The 17,166-nt window shown below is 40.0% G+C and carries 16 protein-coding genes and 1 tRNA gene; 16 read left to right on the top strand and 1 reads right to left on the bottom strand.

All coding sequences use genetic code 11. From position 1 onward, the window contains the following. Positions 1-178: 178 nt before the first annotated feature. The 9 genes from ccpA (at position 179) to H9L19_RS01105 (ending at position 9,717) form a co-directional block, all read left to right on the top strand. The gene (gene ccpA / locus H9L19_RS01145) at positions 179-1,180 is read left to right on the top strand and encodes a catabolite control protein A (RefSeq protein WP_187529873.1); all 1,002 of its coding nucleotides are present in this window, start codon (positions 179-181) and stop codon (positions 1,178-1,180) included. Between the two features lie 228 nt (positions 1,181-1,408). Then, positions 1,409-1,497 (top strand) — tRNA-Ser (locus H9L19_RS01140). Between the two features lie 288 nt (positions 1,498-1,785). After that, positions 1,786-2,472 (top strand): ribosome maturation factor RimP, encoded by a 687-nt coding sequence (locus H9L19_RS01135; protein ID WP_187529367.1) that lies wholly within the window; start codon positions 1,786-1,788, stop codon positions 2,470-2,472. 13 nt (positions 2,473-2,485) lie between these two features. Beyond that, positions 2,486-3,649, top strand: coding sequence for a transcription termination factor NusA (nusA, locus tag H9L19_RS01130; protein ID WP_187529366.1), 1,164 nt, complete (start codon positions 2,486-2,488; stop codon positions 3,647-3,649). Between the two features lie 16 nt (positions 3,650-3,665). Further along, complete coding sequence (rnpM, locus tag H9L19_RS01125) at positions 3,666-3,965, top strand: RNase P modulator RnpM (protein ID WP_187529365.1); 300 nt, start codon at positions 3,666-3,668, stop codon at positions 3,963-3,965. Beyond that, on the top strand, positions 3,955-4,275 hold the full coding sequence (locus H9L19_RS01120) for a L7Ae/L30e/S12e/Gadd45 family ribosomal protein (RefSeq protein WP_187529364.1): 321 nt from the start codon (positions 3,955-3,957) through the stop codon (positions 4,273-4,275). The genes rnpM and H9L19_RS01120 overlap by 11 nt, the downstream gene beginning before the upstream one ends. Further along, the gene (gene infB, locus H9L19_RS01115) at positions 4,272-6,563 is read left to right on the top strand and encodes a translation initiation factor IF-2 (RefSeq protein ID WP_187529363.1); all 2,292 of its coding nucleotides are present in this window, start codon (positions 4,272-4,274) and stop codon (positions 6,561-6,563) included. Before H9L19_RS01120 ends, infB begins: the two co-directional genes overlap by 4 nt. Positions 6,564-6,612: 49 nt before the next feature. After that, on the top strand, positions 6,613-6,999 hold the full coding sequence (rbfA, locus tag H9L19_RS01110) for a 30S ribosome-binding factor RbfA (protein WP_187529362.1): 387 nt from the start codon (positions 6,613-6,615) through the stop codon (positions 6,997-6,999). Between the two features lie 66 nt (positions 7,000-7,065). Beyond that, positions 7,066-9,717, top strand: coding sequence for a DNA translocase FtsK (locus tag H9L19_RS01105; protein ID WP_243198187.1), 2,652 nt, complete (start codon positions 7,066-7,068; stop codon positions 9,715-9,717). Between the two features lie 74 nt (positions 9,718-9,791). Here the strand turns inward: H9L19_RS01105 and H9L19_RS01100 are convergent, their stop codons facing one another. Beyond that, complete coding sequence (locus tag H9L19_RS01100) at positions 9,792-10,517, bottom strand: MIP/aquaporin family protein (protein ID WP_187529361.1); 726 nt, start codon at positions 10,515-10,517, stop codon at positions 9,792-9,794. 229 nt (positions 10,518-10,746) lie between these two features. Here H9L19_RS01100 and H9L19_RS01095 point away from each other — a divergent pair, with 229 nt between their 5' ends. The 7 genes from H9L19_RS01095 to H9L19_RS01065 all read left to right on the top strand — a co-directional run bounded on the left by H9L19_RS01095 (position 10,747) and on the right by H9L19_RS01065 (position 17,009). Then, positions 10,747-11,148, top strand: a complete 402-nt coding sequence (locus H9L19_RS01095) for a DUF948 domain-containing protein (RefSeq protein ID WP_187529360.1) — start codon at positions 10,747-10,749, stop codon at positions 11,146-11,148. A 4-nt stretch (positions 11,149-11,152) separates the two neighbouring features. Then, positions 11,153-11,743 carry a hypothetical protein gene (locus H9L19_RS01090; protein WP_187529359.1) on the top strand — a complete coding sequence of 197 codons (591 nt, stop codon included), beginning with the start codon at positions 11,153-11,155 and terminating at the stop codon, positions 11,741-11,743. A 25-nt stretch (positions 11,744-11,768) separates the two neighbouring features. Further along, positions 11,769-12,047, top strand: coding sequence for a hypothetical protein (locus tag H9L19_RS01085; protein WP_187529358.1), 279 nt, complete (start codon positions 11,769-11,771; stop codon positions 12,045-12,047). Positions 12,048-12,254: 207 nt separating this feature from the next. Beyond that, entirely contained in the window at positions 12,255-13,022 is a 768-nt protein-coding gene (locus tag H9L19_RS01080; RefSeq protein WP_187529357.1) for a hypothetical protein, read from the top strand. Next, positions 12,953-14,140 (top strand): alpha/beta hydrolase family protein, encoded by a 1,188-nt coding sequence (locus tag H9L19_RS01075; protein WP_187529356.1) that lies wholly within the window; start codon positions 12,953-12,955, stop codon positions 14,138-14,140. The genes H9L19_RS01080 and H9L19_RS01075 overlap by 70 nt, the downstream gene beginning before the upstream one ends. 57 nt (positions 14,141-14,197) lie before the next feature. Beyond that, complete coding sequence (locus H9L19_RS01070) at positions 14,198-16,036, top strand: ribonuclease J (RefSeq protein ID WP_187529355.1); 1,839 nt, start codon at positions 14,198-14,200, stop codon at positions 16,034-16,036. Positions 16,037-16,097: 61 nt separating this feature from the next. Then, entirely contained in the window at positions 16,098-17,009 is a 912-nt protein-coding gene (locus tag H9L19_RS01065) for a hypothetical protein (RefSeq protein ID WP_187529354.1), read from the top strand. Positions 17,010-17,166: the final 157 nt, after the last annotated feature.

Below are 17,166 nucleotides of genomic sequence, written 5' to 3'. Positions count from 1 at the left end.
TTTTTTAGTTTTATTTCACGCTCATGAATTGCGCTTGAAAATGAAAATATGATGAATGATATTTGTGAAAATACAAATGAAAGCGAATGTAATCAAGGTTGTAACCGGTTGCAATTGATTTCATAAATCGGTATACTTAACAATTAATACGGTAAAAATGATAAGGAGGTAGCAAATGATGGAAAAACAAGCCATTACAATTTATGATGTTGCCCGTGAAGCTAAGGTGTCAATGGCTACCGTGTCACGAGTTGTGAACGGTAATACAAATGTGCGTGGGGAAACAAAAAAGAAAGTTGAAGAGGTTATTGAACGACTAGGTTATCGGCCTAATGCGGTTGCACGTGGATTAGCGTCTCGCAAGACAACCACCATTGGCGTGATTATTCCAGATGTAACAGATGTCTATTTTTCCGAATTAGCTCGAGGAATTGATGACGTTGCGCAAATGTATAAATACCAAATTATTTTGGCAAATTCTGATGAATCGAATGCTAAAACAGAATTAGTTTTTGAATCATTACTTGGTAAGCAAGTGGATGGTATCTTATTTATGGGCGATATGCTGGATGATAATCTACGAGCAAAATTTGCCGCTTCAAATGTGCCAGTTGTCTTAGCTGGGTCAGTTGATGTCACCGGAAATGCGGCATCAGTTAATATTGATTACATTTCTGCGGTGGCAGAAGTCACGACACGTTTGATAAAGGCTGGGCATCAAAAGATTGCATTTGTGTCTGGGCCAATTGATCATTCTATCAATAAAGATTTTAAGCTAAAAGGATATCAACAAGCACTTGAGGTCGCTGCGGTGCCATTCGATGAGTCACTTGTGATTACAGCGGATTATGATTATCAAAGCGGTTATCAACTGGGCAAGATGGTCCAAAGCGTCCATGCGACTGCAGCAGTGGTAGTTGATGACGAAATGGCAGCTGGTCTTTTGAATGCATTAACGGATGATGGTGTCCATGTGCCTGATGATTTTGAAATCATTACGACGAATAATTCTCATTTGACGGTGATTACACGCCCGCAGTTGAGTTCAATTACACAGCCCATTTATGATTTAGGTGCAGTTGCGATGCGAATGCTTACTAAATTAATGAATGATGAAAAGTTGTCGATGAATACGATGATTTTACCGCACGGTTATGTTAAGCGTGAAACGACGAAATAATGATAGAAACGACTAAAATGTTTTGGTCGTTTTTTATTTTGAAAATAGATTTGACTTTGAAATCAGATGAGTTTAGTGGTGTACTAAAATGTTGTTCGTCTTGCAAACTGTTAGAAATGAAAAATTTATTCTATCGAATTAGGCGTATTTTTGGCGCAAAGCGTGGTCAATACCATCGCTACTTGTTTATCGTTTAGATTTTGTATATAATAAACTAGGTATTTCCATGGAGATATGGCAGAGTGGTAATGCAGCGGACTCGAAATCCGCCGAACCGGTGTCGAGCCGGCGCACGGGTTCAAATCCCGTTGTCTCCTTAAAATAATGGTTGGTATTTGGTACTTTTTTATTTTTGCTTCAATAGATATGTTGAGGCTTTTTTTATTCATTCGGACGTTTATGTACTCTGTAGCGATGGACACACTATCGATTGTGGTTGGTCAGGCGTAGGGCAAGGCTTGCCATTTTACAAAATTTAGTAAAATATGTTATAATTAAAATTGTAAATAAAGCTCTTAACTGAGTGGCCTGGAACTTTCTTCCGAGGCCGCTTATTTTTTTGAGAAAACATGTCGATGTGCATGATAATCAAAGGAGGGATACAAGTGACAGAAATCGTTGAAACGGTCCGGTTGGCAATTGCTCCCAGCTTGGCAACACAAGGCTATCAGCTTTGGGATGTTGAGTATGAGAAACTCGGGTCAGACATGATTTTGCGAGTGTTGGTTGATCGTCAACAAGGACAAATCAATATGGATGAGTTAGTGGATTTGACGGAAGTCATTGGTGATTTGATCGATGAGATTACACCTGATCCATTCCCAGCAGCGTATATGCTGGACGTCTCATCACCGGGTGCAGAACGGGATTTGAAGCAACAATCAGATTTTGAATGGGCACAAAATCATCAGATACAAGTTATCTTGGCTGCGACTAATGAACAACCTGAAATGGAATTGGTAGGTGAGCTATCGAGTGTCTCAGAAAATGGCGTGACACTCTTGATACCTGAAAAAACAAAACGTGTCCCTCATCAAATTGATTGGCAACAAATCAAGCATGCACAAATGGCCTTGAATCAAGACCGCCTATTAACAACCAATGAAGATTTTGAGTGGGCAGTCAATAAATTGGTTCAAGTGACGACCTATCAAAAAATTGATGGTAAAAAGGAGTTCATTGGCGAACTTGTAGCAGCGACACCAAGCCATTTGATGGTTGATGTTGAAGGAAATCCGTTTGAGATACCACGACAGAGCATCGCAAAAGCGCGACACACAACTACTTACTAATGGAGAAAAAAAGATGAGTAAAGAAATTGTAGCAGCTTTGGACGCGCTTGAAACAGAGCGAGGAATTAAAGCAGACGTTTTAATTGAAGCGATTGAAACAGCGTTGGAAAAAGCATATGAAGAGAATTACCATGATGCAACCAATGTTGAAGTTAATTTTGATCGAAAAAAAGGAAACATTAAAGTCTTTCAAGTGAAAACGGTTGTTGCCGATGATGATGTGTTAGATCACAACGTCCAGTTATCACTAGAAGATGCGCACCAAATTCATAAAGATTATGAAATTGGTGATGAAATTAAGTTTGAAGTCACACCTAGTGACTTTGGACGTTTGGCAGCTGGAAAAGCCAAGCAAATTATTATCCAAAAAGTACGCGAAGCTGAGCGACTCAAGGTTTATGACGAATTCAAAGATGATTTGGATGAATTATTAACTGGTGAGGTTGCCTATCAAGATGCACGCTATTTATATGTGACATTACCAGGTGGAAAAGAAGCAGCAATGCGGACGCAGGATCAGATGCCAAATGAGAATTATCGTAACGGTGATTTGATAAAAGTTTTGCTGACTGAAGTCGAACAAGAGAGCAAACGTGGTCCTCAGATTTTTGTTTCACGGACGGCACCTAGTTTGGTTAAACGTCTGTTTGAAGCTGAAGTACCAGAAGTTCAAGATGGTACAGTTGAAATTAAGTCAATTGCACGTGAAGCGGGTGATCGTTCAAAGGTCGCAGTTGTTTCTTATAACGATAACTTAGATGCTGTTGGCACATTAATTGGACAACGTGGGGCACGTGTGCAAACCGTGATTTCTGAATTGTCAGGTGAAAACTTAGATATCATCCAATGGTCTGAAGATCCAACCGAGTTTATTGTCAACGCCTTGCGGACAACTGATAAAGCAGAAGTATTGGAAGTGATTTTTGATCCAAGTAATGACCGTGGTGTTACGGTGTTAGTCCCAGATGATCAACTATCATTATTTATTGGAAAGCGTGGACAGAATGCGCGTTTGGCTGCTAAGTTGACTAATTTCTCGATTGACATTAAACCAGAATCACAGCGTGAGGCGGTTTACACTGATATGGAAGAACGCGCTGTAAAAGCGACCCAATCTGATGTGGTAAGCACTGCTTCAGAAGATGATGTGTCATTTGAGGATGTAACTCTCGATTAGATTACGGAGGTTTAGCATGAAAGAACGCAAGATTCCGATGCGCAAAGACATAGTAACTGGTGAGATGGTGCCTAAAAATGATTTGATTCGAGTAGTGAAAACGCCGGATGGTCAAATTGAATTAGATCCAACTAGCCGGGCAAATGGTCGTGGCGCCTATATAAGCATTGATGTTGAGATCGCAAAGCTGGCCAAAAAGAAGCGTGTGTTTGATCGCACGTTTGAAACAAAATTAACGGATGACTTCTATGATGACTTAATTGCATATGTTGATCATCAACAAGGTCGACGGGAATTATTTGGACATGCAAAATAAGCAAAAACTATTAGGCTTATTAGGCCTAGCTAGACGTGCTGGTAAATTGGTTACTGGTGAAGATATGGTACTGGCTGCGATTCGTAAGGGCAAAGTTAATCTTGTATTCTTTGCACAAGACGGTGGTCAAAGTACGAAAAAGAAATTTACAGATAAAACTAATAGCTATGACGTGGCATTCACAACTGCATTAACCCGTCAAGAAATAGCTGATGCAACAGGCATGGCCCGCTCACTAATTGCGGTTGCCGATCGTGGCTTTGCACGGAAAATGCAGGAGTATTTGAAACAAGAGGAGGATATTCAATGACCAAGCGAATTTTTGAATTAGCAAAAGAATTGAACGTGCCATCAAAGGAATTAGTCGCAAAAGCGCAAAAAGCTGGGTTAGACGTCAAATCACACATGTCGACAATCGATGATGCACAAGAAAAATTATTGCGACAAGGTGGGAAATCATCAGCACCAAAAGCCGCGGACAAAAAAGTAACCCAGGATACCCCTAATAAAACAGCAGCAGTAAAGCATACAAAAGCCCAACCTGCTGTTAAAAAAGATACGAAAGCAAACACAAATAAGCAGACTTCAACAGAACACAAGACTAACGAGACAGCTAAGCCCAAGCAACCGGTCGTAAAAAAAGTTGTCGTTTCACAAAATAACCGATCAACGACAAATTCAAGTAATAACAACCGCAATAATAATCGCGGTGGCAACAATAATGGTGGTTGGAATGACCGCCGTGGGAATAATAATAATCGCCGTGGTAAGAAGAACAATCGGAATAATCGTCGGGATGAAAATCGGCCAGCACCAACGGTTCGAAAAGATCAACCATTACCAGATGTTTTGATGTATTCAATCGGAATGAATGTTCAAGATATTGCAAAATTGATTCATCGAGATGCAACTGAAATTATTAAGAAGTTGTTTATGCTGGGTGTGATGGTCAATCAAAATCAATCCTTGGACGCTGATACAATTGAAATTTTAGCGGCAGATTACGGCATTGAAGCACAACAAAAAGTTGAAGTTGATATTGCTGATATTGATAAATTCTTTGAAGAAGAGCAAGACAATACTGAAAACAATGTTAGTCGGGCACCTGTTGTGACTATCATGGGCCACGTCGATCATGGAAAGACAACGTTACTTGATTACCTCCGGAATTCACATATTACTGAGGGTGAAGCTGGTGGTATTACGCAACATATTGGGGCTTATCAAGTTAAATTGCATGATCGAGTGATTACTTTCTTGGATACGCCTGGTCACGCGGCCTTCACAGCAATGCGTGCGCGTGGGGCTGATATTACCGATATTACGATTTTGGTTGTTGCGGCTGATGACGGCGTGATGCCACAAACCATTGAGGCAATTAATCACGCCAAAGCTGCTGGCACACCAATTATTGTTGCAGTTAACAAAATTGACAAGCCAGGTGCAAATCCTGAAAATGTGATTAACCAGTTGATGCAACATGAGTTAATTCCAGAAGAATATGGTGGTGATACGATCTTTGTTAATATTTCGGCTAAATTTGGTCAAAATATCGACGAGTTACTAGAGATGGTCTTACTACAAGCCGATGTGTTAGAATTACAAGCCAATCCTGACCAACGTGCAGCCGGATCTGTGATTGAAGCGCGTTTGGATAAAGGACGTGGAACAGTTGCAACAGTGCTAGTACAACAGGGAACAATGCACGTAGGTGATCCAATTGTGGTCGGAAATACGTTTGGTAAAGTTCGAACTATGACCAATGATCGTGGCCGCCGTATTAAAGAGGCTGTTCCTTCGACACCAGTTGAAATAACAGGGTTGAATGATGTCCCTGGTGCTGGTGATCGATTCGTGGTCTTTGAAGATGAAAAGACAGCGCGCGCAGCCGGAGAAGAACGTGCAAAACGTGCCTTATTAATTGATCGTCAACGCAATAATGTTGTATCGGTTGCTGACTTGTTTAACAAGATGGCTGAAAACCAGATGAAGTCTGTTCCGGTCATTATCAAAGCGGACGTTCAAGGATCAGTTGAAGCATTAAATGGTGCTTTGAAGAAAATTGATGTTGAAGGTGTCAAGGTTGATATCATTCACACTGCTGTTGGTGCAATTAATGAATCTGACATCACGTTGGCCGAAGCATCAGGGGCCATTATTATTGGATTCAATGTTCGGCCAACGCCACAAGCAAGGCAACAAGCCGAATCTGATTCTGTTGATATTCGTTTGCACTCGGTAATTTATAATGCGATTGATGAGATTGAAGCGGCCATGAAGGGTCAGCTAGAGCCAGTGTATGAAGAACAAGTTATTGGAACAGCACAAATTCTTGAATTATTCCGTGTGTCAAAGATTGGAACAATTGCTGGTTCAATGATGATGAGCGGAAAGATTGTTCGCGATGCTAGTGTTCGCTTGATTCGTGAAGGCATTGTTGTCTTTGACGGAAAGATTGGTTCATTACGTCGTGGTAAAGATGACGTGAAAGAAGTTAAAAATGGTGTTGACTTTGGAATGACCATTGAAAACTTCAATGATGAAAAAGTCGGCGATGAAGTTGAAGTTTATCAAATGGTTGAAGTTAAGCCAAAATAATGCGTCACTTAATGAGATAAATTGTTATTTAATTTAGAAAGGAGATCTTATGGCACAACAAAATTTTCGCGTTGGTCGTTTAGAACAAGAAATTCAACGGTCAGTGAATGACATCCTCTTAAAACGAATTCGTGATCCACGAGTTGAAGGAGTGACGGTTACCGGCGTTGAAGTTACTGGTGATTTACAACAGGCAACTATTTTTTATAGTGTGTTGTCAGAATTAGCATCAGTGAATCAAAAAGCTGCTGACGGATTGGATGCAGCAAAGGGCTTGATACGAAAAGAAGTCGGTGCACGGCTTAATATTTATAAAACACCTGAATTATTCTTTAAAAAAGATGATTCTGTTTTATATGGCAATAAGATTGATGATTTGATTCGACAACTACATGCAGATGATAAACCAATGCATGAACAGGAAAATCAAAATTAAAGACCTGAATAAGGTTTAATAGAGTATAGTTTTGCAAAGAAAGTAAGCATGCTATACTTTTTTTATATGTTTAAAAAATTAATTTCGCATTTTAAACGCAAGATTAGAAATGAGATGGAGTGGTTTATGGCAGCAACTAGAAAAACAGCAGCGCGCAAACCAAGTAAAAAAAGAACGGTAAGCAAAAGTAAGCAAAAGCAAGCTGAGCAAAAACGCCTGGTACTGCACACAAGTGGCATTATTGGGCTATTGATTGTTATTACGGCAATTGGTCAATTTGGCTTAGTTGGAAAGTTTTTGGCTAACTTATCACGTTATTTTGTTGGTGGCACTTATCAGCTAGGATTAATTTTAATCTCGTATTTTTTGGTCGGTTTGGCGGTCTATGGCCAATTTCCTAAACCAAAATTGCGCCATATCATTGGGACGAGTTTATTTTATTTAGGGGTAATCCTTGTAAGTGCAATTATTTTGTTCAATCAATTAGATTTACATCATGATTACATTCAAACGATCACAAAGTTTATTAATCAAGATTTGAATAATCATTTGGTTAAAACACCAGTTGGTGGCGGTGTTATTGGTGCAAGTATTTTATCAGTGACATATTTGGCGACCGCTAATCTTGGTTCATGGTTGCTAGCAATTGTTCTTTTGTTTGCAGGTATTGTTGTGACCTTTGACTTGCCAATTCGGGCACTATTCGTTAGTTTGTTTGGCGCTACCGAGTACGCTGCTAACGTCGTGCAGGATAAGACACGTGAAGCAGTAACGACAGGTGCACAGAAAGTAACAGAAATTAATCAAAATTATAAGGTACGCCAAAATCAAATTACGAGTGAATTATTTGAGAAAGATTTTGCTGTCAATCAGCCAAAGTCTGATGCTGAATTGACAACTTCACTATCTGCATCAGAGCCGGAGTCGCCAGCATTTGTGATGCCTGAAATTGTGGCGCCAGAAGTGACGAACGAAGAGTTGATGACAACTGTTGCTCCAGGTTATGAAGGGGAACAACGACATGTCGATTTGGAAACCGGCGAAATTTTGTCTTCGGTTCAAACCGTCGTGGCACCGCCAGATGATGAAAACGTTAGCCATGTTGATTTGATACGTAATCAAGAGCAGTATCTAGAAACACAACATTTGGAGACACAACATCAACCAGTCACCTCAACACCAGAGTTAGGGGTGGACATTAATGGCTTTGGTCGTCAAATTGATGATGCACAATACGTTATGCCATCAGTTAGCTTGTTGACAAAGACTGGGTCGACAGATCAGACAAAGGAAAAGAATCAGCTGGCAGAGAAGTCACGTATATTGCAACAAACATTAGAAAGTTTCAATATTAAAGCCACTGTCGAAAAGGTTGTGTTGGGGCCAACCATTACGCAGTATGAAATTAAGCCAGCTGTTGGGGTTAAGGTATCGAAAATTACTAATTTGTCAGATGATTTGGCAATGGCTTTGGCAGCAAAAAGTCTTAGAATTGAGGCGCCGATTCCAGGTAAATCATTGGTTGGGATTGAGGTGGCAAATGAGCAGCAAGCAATGGTTGGTTTCCGTAATATGTTTGAACAATCAGGAACCGATCATGAACACGTTTTGAAAGTACCGATTGGTAAGAGTGTGACCGGTGAAATTGTAAAAATGGACTTAACAAAAATGCCACATCTTTTGATTGCTGGCTCAACCGGATCGGGAAAATCAGTTGCGATTAATGCCATTTTGGCATCAATCCTCTTACAAGCCAAACCATCTGAAGTGCGACTTATGCTTGTTGATCCTAAGAAAGTTGAACTAAGTGTTTATAATGATATACCGCACTTGATTACGCCTGTAGTGTCAGAACCACGGAAAGCCGCTGCAGCTCTGAAGAAGGTCGTTGCTGAAATGGAAAAACGCTTTGCTCGGTTGGCTGAATATGGTGTGCGAAACATTGACGGTTATAATAAAATGGTCGAAACGCACAATGCAACTAACAGTGATCAGTTGATGAAGATGCCTTACTTAGTCGCGGTTGTCGATGAATTGGCCGACCTGATGATGACTGTGGCTAGTGAAGTTGAGCCAGCAATTGTCCGGATTGCACAGCTAGGACGTGCCGCAGGAATTCATCTAATTGTGGCGACACAAAGGCCATCGGTTGACGTTATTACCGGCTTGATCAAAGCCAATGTACCTTCTCGGATTGCCTTTGCAGTTGGATCAGGTGTTGATTCTCGAACGATTTTGGATACAAATGGGGCCGAAAAGCTACTTGGGCGTGGCGATATGTTGTATAAGCCTATTGGTGCTAATGGCGGTGTACGTGTGCAGGGTGCATTTTTGTCGGATGAAGATGTTGAAAAGTTAACGGATTTTGTCAAAAATCAAGGTGGTGCACAGTACGACGAGAGTATGGCTGTTACGGACGATGACTTGAATGCAATGACTGGGAATGGCGACGAATCAACGGATAGTGCGAACGCACTGGATGAAAAGTGGGATGAAGCGTTAGACTTTGCGTACGCTGAGGGTGAGGTGTCGGCTTCAATGATGCAACGTCACTTTAGAATCGGCTATAATCGTGCGGCGCGACTTGTCGATGATATGGAAGATCAAGGCGTAGTTGGAACAGCCGAAAGTGGTGGTAAAAGACGACCAGTATTGATGAGCAAATCTCAATGGTATGCGCGTCAAGCGGCCATTAAAAATGTTGACCAACAATATTAACAAAAAAGCAGGGTGGTTCTAAACATCGTTTAGAACCACCCTGCTTTTTTTAATGATTAATCGAATTTATGAAATTAAATTGTGATAAAGAAATGCATATAAAGTAGTGCAGCAGCAATTCCACCTAGGGTTGGTCCGATAACTGGTACCCATGAATATTCCCAATGTGAAGAACCTTTGAAGTGCATTGGCAAAATGGCATGCATTACACGAGGTCCCAAGTCACGTACTGGATTTAAAGCCGGACCTGTTGCGCCACCTAATGACATTACGAGGCCTGCGACAAGAACACCTAACATAATCCCTTTTACCACAAGGTTATCAATTGTAGAGGCAACAGAAAGGAAGCCAAAGATTAAGATGAAGGTACCAACAAATTCATTGACGAGCCCATTGAAACGCGACTCAGCCGCATCAGTTGTGGCAAATGGTGTGAAAATAATTTCTGGGTCTGTATTCACATCGAAGTATGGCTTATATGATAGCCATACAACGAATTGACCAAACATTGCGCCTAACATTTCAACTGAGATATAGGGCATTACTTCTGACCAAGGCATCTTACCAATAACGGCTAGTGCGAAAACGGCTGCCGGATTAGCATGAGATGAGATAGTGCCAAAAAACATTGTGGACATGGCAACGGCAATTCCAAAGCCCATGGCAATATTCAACCATCCAGCGCCGGATCCTTTTGTACGCTTTAACTCAGCATTGGCAACTGCGCCGTTACCAAGAGCGACCATGAGCGCTGTTGCAAAAAATTCTGATAATAAACGTATCAATAACGTGTGTGACATGACTTCCTCCGAAAAAAGTGCATAATTAATCAATGTCTCATAAATTTACCATGAAAAGCCCTTGTTATCAAGGGTTTTCGTGAAGTTTATCTTGGGAATGAATTTACTCTGATTGACGTGGATTAAATGATTGCCCTTGGAAACATTTACCGATGACGTGTATACTTAAATAAAGCATGGAATGGTATGTTCGTTTATGCTTGAGATAATAAATTTGGAGGGACATAGCATGACACCAGGAGATATTGCATTCTTGATGATTGCCGCAGCAATCTTAATTTTTGTACTCTTTATTGGTTATTTTTTAATCCAATTGGGGCGTACGTTAGAATCAGTTACCAAAGACGTAAAAATGTTGTCAAATGATGCAGACGATATCTTAGCTAATGCCAATGTGATGTTAACCGATGTTAATGGCAAATTGGTGACGGTTGATCCATTGTTTCATGCGGCTGGAGATTTAGGACAAAGTGTTTCAGACTTAAATGCCTCAGCGCGTGATTTAAAAGAAAAAGTATCAAGTAAAAAAAGAAATCGTTCAGGCGCTGGTATGGCGACTGCCATGGCAAGTTTGTTGTTTGGCTTGGCCAAAAAAAATCAAAATAAGCAAAATTCAAAGAAAGTAGGGTAAAATCATGGGAAAAGTAGCTAAAGGGTTCGCATTTGGTGCATTAACAGTAGGTGTGGCAGCTGTAGCAGCAGCGGCATATTATAAGACGCTATCACCACAAGAGCAAGAAGCATTGCAAGACAAGTTCTTAGACGGGATTGAAGCAGGAAAAGAAAAAGCTGTTGTATTAACTGACTTAACACGTGATCAATTAGCGACATTGACTGAAAAAATTAACCAAATTGATTTATCTGATGATAGTGAGATCAAAACAAAATTGGCTGGGTTTAAAACAAATTATGCGTTGTTGAGTGAGCGTGCCAAGACGTTGTATGCTGAAGGTAAGCAGTTTTTACAAGCACAAAATTCGACTAATTTGAGTGTCGAGGCACAAGAAAAGTTAGCGCAAATTAAGCAGAGCTATGCTGATTTACGTGCTCAAGCTGATGATTTGTTTTTGAACGCAAAAGATATCGCCGTTGAAAAATCAGCCCAATTGAAAGCTAAAGCTGAAGAAAAATTTGGTGCTGCTCAAGAAGAATTTGACATTGTGTTAGACTCTCAAGCTGCTGAATTTGAAGCGCAGTTGACTGATGATACACCTGAAAATATATAGGCGTAAACGCTAAAGGAGAATCAGTATGGTATCAATTATAGCGTGGTCAATAATTGTTCTTTCAATGATTCTATTATTTGGTTTTGTGGTTATATTTATACGACACATCAAGCCTTTATTTGATGAGCTTGTATTAAATGCTGATATATTGCAGCGAGAAATAACACCTATTTTAGATTTAGTGACAAAGATAGCACAGATTGCCAATCAGCACACAGAAAGATTAACTGAACTAGGGCAACAGTGGCAACGATTCAAGCACATTTTGACTGACGAAGTAACGCCATTTGAAAATGACGATTAAACACAGAAAAGTTGACACAAAACGTATGTCTATACATACTCTAAATGTGTTAATTTTGATCAATCGATGAAAGGCCTTGCTCATTAAGGCCTTTTTATTTTAGCGTGTGGATTTTAACAAATGGATAAAGATTCAGACTGTGATTACCGCAGATTGTTAAAATTGTGCGATACTAAAACAACGAAAATAAGTTTAAAGAGGCCAAAAATGAAATCCTTAACAGAGCATTTATTTGAAATAAAGAGTCTCACTAATCCATTTGTGATTGATGGACAAATTTTCATTACTGTCAGTCAAGCAGATAGTGAAAATAATAGTTATCGACATGATTTGGCACGTGTGATTGATAATCAGCTTGAAACTGTAGTCACTGATATCACAGATGTCCAAGTAACAAATGAACATATTTTTTATTTGAAAGCGAATCAAATTTATCAGTATTTCGAACATTCGGAAGATAAGCAACTAACTCGTCAAAGTGAGATAATCACGCAAATATTACCGTTGCCAGATGATGAGCATATTTTGTATGTGGCGCAAATAACCGCCAGCCAACCAGGTTTGAATGTGGATCAAAAACGTCCCCAGATTCATCAAGTCTCTCAATTGACGTATAAGGCTGATGGGAAGGGCTTTATTTTCAGTCAACCACAATTCGAGTTGCGAAGTGTAGACGTGACATCAAATGACCGATTGCTTAAACAATTTGAGCAGGAGATTCAAATCGCAGATGCTCGAAGTGAACAGAAAATCTTGTTAATGCTTGTTGATTATGACAAAGATGGATTGGGTCAAAAAAAGCAATTAGTTGATTTTGATTATCGGACCGATTTGACACGGATCATTTCTGACAAAACCATGGTAATGGTTGATGAGGCGATTTATAACCCGAGGGTTCAGCAATTTTGTTCACTGCAAAAGACGCCGCTTTTCCAAACCGACGCGTGTCACAACTATTCTTATATCAGATGTTAGATCATGAAACTTTTCTACAATTTAGTGCCGAAGAACTTAGTGAAACCCCACTTTCAGATACGGTTTTTAAAGCACAAAATCGATATGTTCAATGGTTAGACAATACAACGTATGCTTTTGAAACTGGCTATCATGGACATAATCGTTTGTATTTAGCAGACATTTCGGGTGCTAGAGAGTTAGTTCGCGATGAGGCTGAAGCGCTATATGATTTCAAATTTCTCGATGATTTTGCACTGGCAGTCCGCTCAACATCTATGCACCCTTCTCAGTTGATTAATTTGACTTCTGGCAAAGTGATTTTGGATCCCAATCAACGCTATGAGGAACATCAAAAATATGTTTTTCGTAGTAAAAATGGTGATATCGTTGATGGTTGGTTTTTACCCAATCAACAGCACAAGAAAGCACCGGTCATTGTGTACGTTCATGGTGGACCACATAGCGCGTATGGTGAAGCTTTCTTTTGGGAATTTCAAATGCTTAGTCGTGCTGGTTATAATTTGGTATATGTTAATCCTCATGGATCTACAACGTATGGTCAATCATTCATTGAAAGTGTGATTGGTCACTATGGTGAACAAGATTTTGAAGATATATTAACCGGCTTAGATGTTGCAATAGCACAGCATAGCGATTTAATCGATGAACAAGCCCAATATATTATTGGTGGCTCATATGGTGGTTTTATGACTGGGTGGGCAATCACGCATACCAATCGATTTAAGGCAGCAATTGCGCAACGTTCAGTGATGGACTGGCAGTCGTTGGTAGGCACCTCAGATATTGGCTATTATTATGTGGCGAGCGAGATGGATGCGGCACCTTATACGGCTCGTGGTAGAAAGGTTTTGGCTGAAAAATCGCCAATTACGTATGCTGAACAGGTTGTTACACCTTTGTTATTAATGCATGGTGAATATGATATGCGGACGCCAATTGAACAATCAGAGGCTTTTTTTGCGGCCGTTAAATTGACAACGTCTACCGACGTAGTCATGGCAAGATTACCACAGGCTTGGCATGATGTTTCTAGACATGGATTGCCTAGTTTACGACTAGATCGAATGGACTTGATAGTTGAATGGCTCACACGATATGGTACACTGAGAGTATAACAATATCGTTTGGGAGAAATCTCCCTTTGAAATAAAATGAAAATGGAATAAGAACATATGAGCACAAATTTAACAGTGATGCCGTTTGGTGGTATGCGTGAAAATGGAAAGAACATGTATGCTGTTACGGTTGGAGAAGATATTTTTATTTTGGATGCCGGGTTACAGTATCCAGAAAGTGATTTACTTGGGGTTGACGTCGTTATCCCTGATTTTCAATATTTGGTTGACCATGCTGATAAAGTGGCAGGTATTTTTTTGACCCATGGTCACGCCGATGCAATTGGGGCTTTGCCATATTTATTAAGTGAGCTTTCGGCGCCAATTTTTGGATCTGAATTAACGATTGAATTAGCTAAATTGGCGATTGATGCAGAACCAAGAACCAAAGGGTTTGATGATTATCATGTTGTCCGTGGGGATCAAGAAATTGATTTTGGCGCGGTAAAGATTTCATTCTTTGAAACGACACACAGCATTCCAGAATCATTAGGGATTGTTGTTGAAACACCACAAGGGTCAGTCGTATATACTGGCGATTTTAAATTTGACACAACCGCTGCGCCATATTATCGAACGGATATGCTCCGCTTAGCCGAAATAGGGCGTAAAGGGGTCAAAGCGCTACTAATTGATGCGGCAGGTACGGCTAATTATGGACAAGCGGCACATGAGTCAGAAATTGCAGATTATATTTATGATGGCTTTAGGCATCATAAGGGACGTATCGTTGTCGCCGCAGTGGCATCTAATATACAACGGATCCAGCAAGTGATTTCGGCAGCCTATCGGACACACCGAAAAATTATCTTGTCAGGTAACGATCTGGAAAAGGTTGTTCGAACAGCATTGCGCTTAGGTAAATTACATTTACCGGTATCAGAAAACGAGTTATTCGTATCACTAAAGAATATTAAAACACTCGCTCCAGAAGAAACAGTGATTTTAGAGACTGGTAAGATGGGGGAGCCTATCCGTCATCTACAACGCATGGCGCATGGTGATGATCGACATATCCAAATTACAACTGGCGATTTAGTATTCATCACAACCACCCCCTCAACAGCAATGGAAGGGTATGTGGCACGTACTCGTGATATGTTGTTCCGCGCGGGTGCAACGGTTAAGCAAATTTCGACTGATTTGAAATCATCAGGTCATGCTTCAAAAAATGATTTTCAATTGATGTTGAATTTGTTGCAACCTGAAAATGTAATTCCAGTTCAAGGCGAATATCGCATGTTAAATGCTGGATTACATGCGGCAGAAGAAGTCGGATATACGGCTGAACATGTCTTTATTTTGCAAAATGGCGACCGGTTACATTTGACGGATAAAGCCGCTGAATTATCAGGCTCAATTCAAGTGAATTCAACGATGATTGACGGCTCTGGTGTCGGAGACATTGGGTCAATTGTGTTAAACGATCGACGAATACTATCAGAAGATGGTGTCTTTATTGCAGTTGTGACGATTGATCGAAAGAAAAAGAAAGTCATTGCTGCACCAAAAATTGATTCACGTGGCTTTGTGTATGTTAAAACCTCAAAAGATTTATTGCATGAGGCAGCTGAGTTAGTGCAAACAACAGTTGCAGATGGGATTAAAAATACTAAGGAATTTGATTGGGGCAAGTTAAAAGGTTCCGTCCGAGATGCATTAGGTAAGTTTTTGTATGAAAAGACGCGTCGCAAGCCAGTCATTTTACCAGTTATCATGGAAGCTAACCAGAATGGTCGTCGTCGAAAGACTAACTTAAAGCACGCTGCTAAGTCAGCGGGCAATAAGGCGACAAATAATAAAAAAACAACAAATGGTAATCAAAGCCAAAATGATAAAAGTATGCCACACGTAGCGCAAACAACAAACCAAAAACAAGTGCAACATAAAGCATAATGATGAGTATTAAGGTTAACCAATTGGTTGACCTTTTTAGTTTTTAATTAGGAGGATCAAAATGACAGCTTTTGAATCAGATGAATATCAGAAAATAGTTGACAAAGCGCAACTAGCAGTTGAACAGCAAGAAATTGGACGCGCTTTAGAGTTGTTAAATCAAGCCTATGAAATGCAGCAAACGCCGACGTTAAATCACTTGCTAACGCAGATCTTATTATCAGATGGTCAGAATCAATTGGCGCATACATTGGCTGATGAGTTCATTGATTCATATACTGAAAAAAAAGTTTTAGCGGAGCAATACGTTGAAATTGCGTTGAAGAATCATCATTACCTTATCGCAAGAGAGTTTGCCTTAGCAACTAAGTGGCAATTAGCGCTTTGCGAGAAAATAAATCAACAGGAACAAGCAGACCGAGAATTATATGCACAAACGTTGCAAACGACGGCTAAACATTTTTATCATTTAAGTGATGGTGACCTGATTCAGCAACAAACGCGATTAACAGCAGCCGAACATTTACCATTAGCTGATTATGTAACTGGCGCGAGATTTGTGCTTGTTGATCCATTTTTAACACCGATTACACGGGTTACTGTTTTAGATCGCTTGCGACGACTACAGGTCGATCAAGAGGTTAAAATGCTCTGGTTTGACGGTAGCGAGTTAATAGTTGTCCCTAAGTCCCTATTAGCGATTGAAGAGATGCCAATTTATCAGCAATTAATGGCTATCTTAGACACGAATGACATGCAGGTAGATGGCGCCACCTTAGCAGCAATCAAAGCAGGATTACGTCTAAATATGTTAGTTGCGTACCCACAACTTAATCAGGTCGTTCAGTCACCAACTGATTGGATTAAAGCAATGTTAGCCGAGGCAAAAGGCGAGACTTTATCAAATGAAAGCACCGCTCAACGCCAAATTCGTCAAAAATTACACCAAATCATTTTAGAACTGATGCCGTAGAAAAAAATTACGGATAAAATTATTTACAAAAGGGAAAGTGTCTTATATAATTGTTTACAGCTTCCCATAGGGGAGAAATCAATTAAATTATTTTCGCCAGGTTGTTTCTGATACGCTAAGAATAGTGTATACTAGTAATAACAACTTTTAAGTTGTA

This window comes from Weissella diestrammenae, from assembly GCF_014397255.1.
Taxonomy (GTDB): Bacteria; Bacillota; Bacilli; order Lactobacillales; family Lactobacillaceae; genus Weissella; species Weissella diestrammenae.
This window is presented reverse-complemented; position numbering and strand designations above follow the sequence as displayed.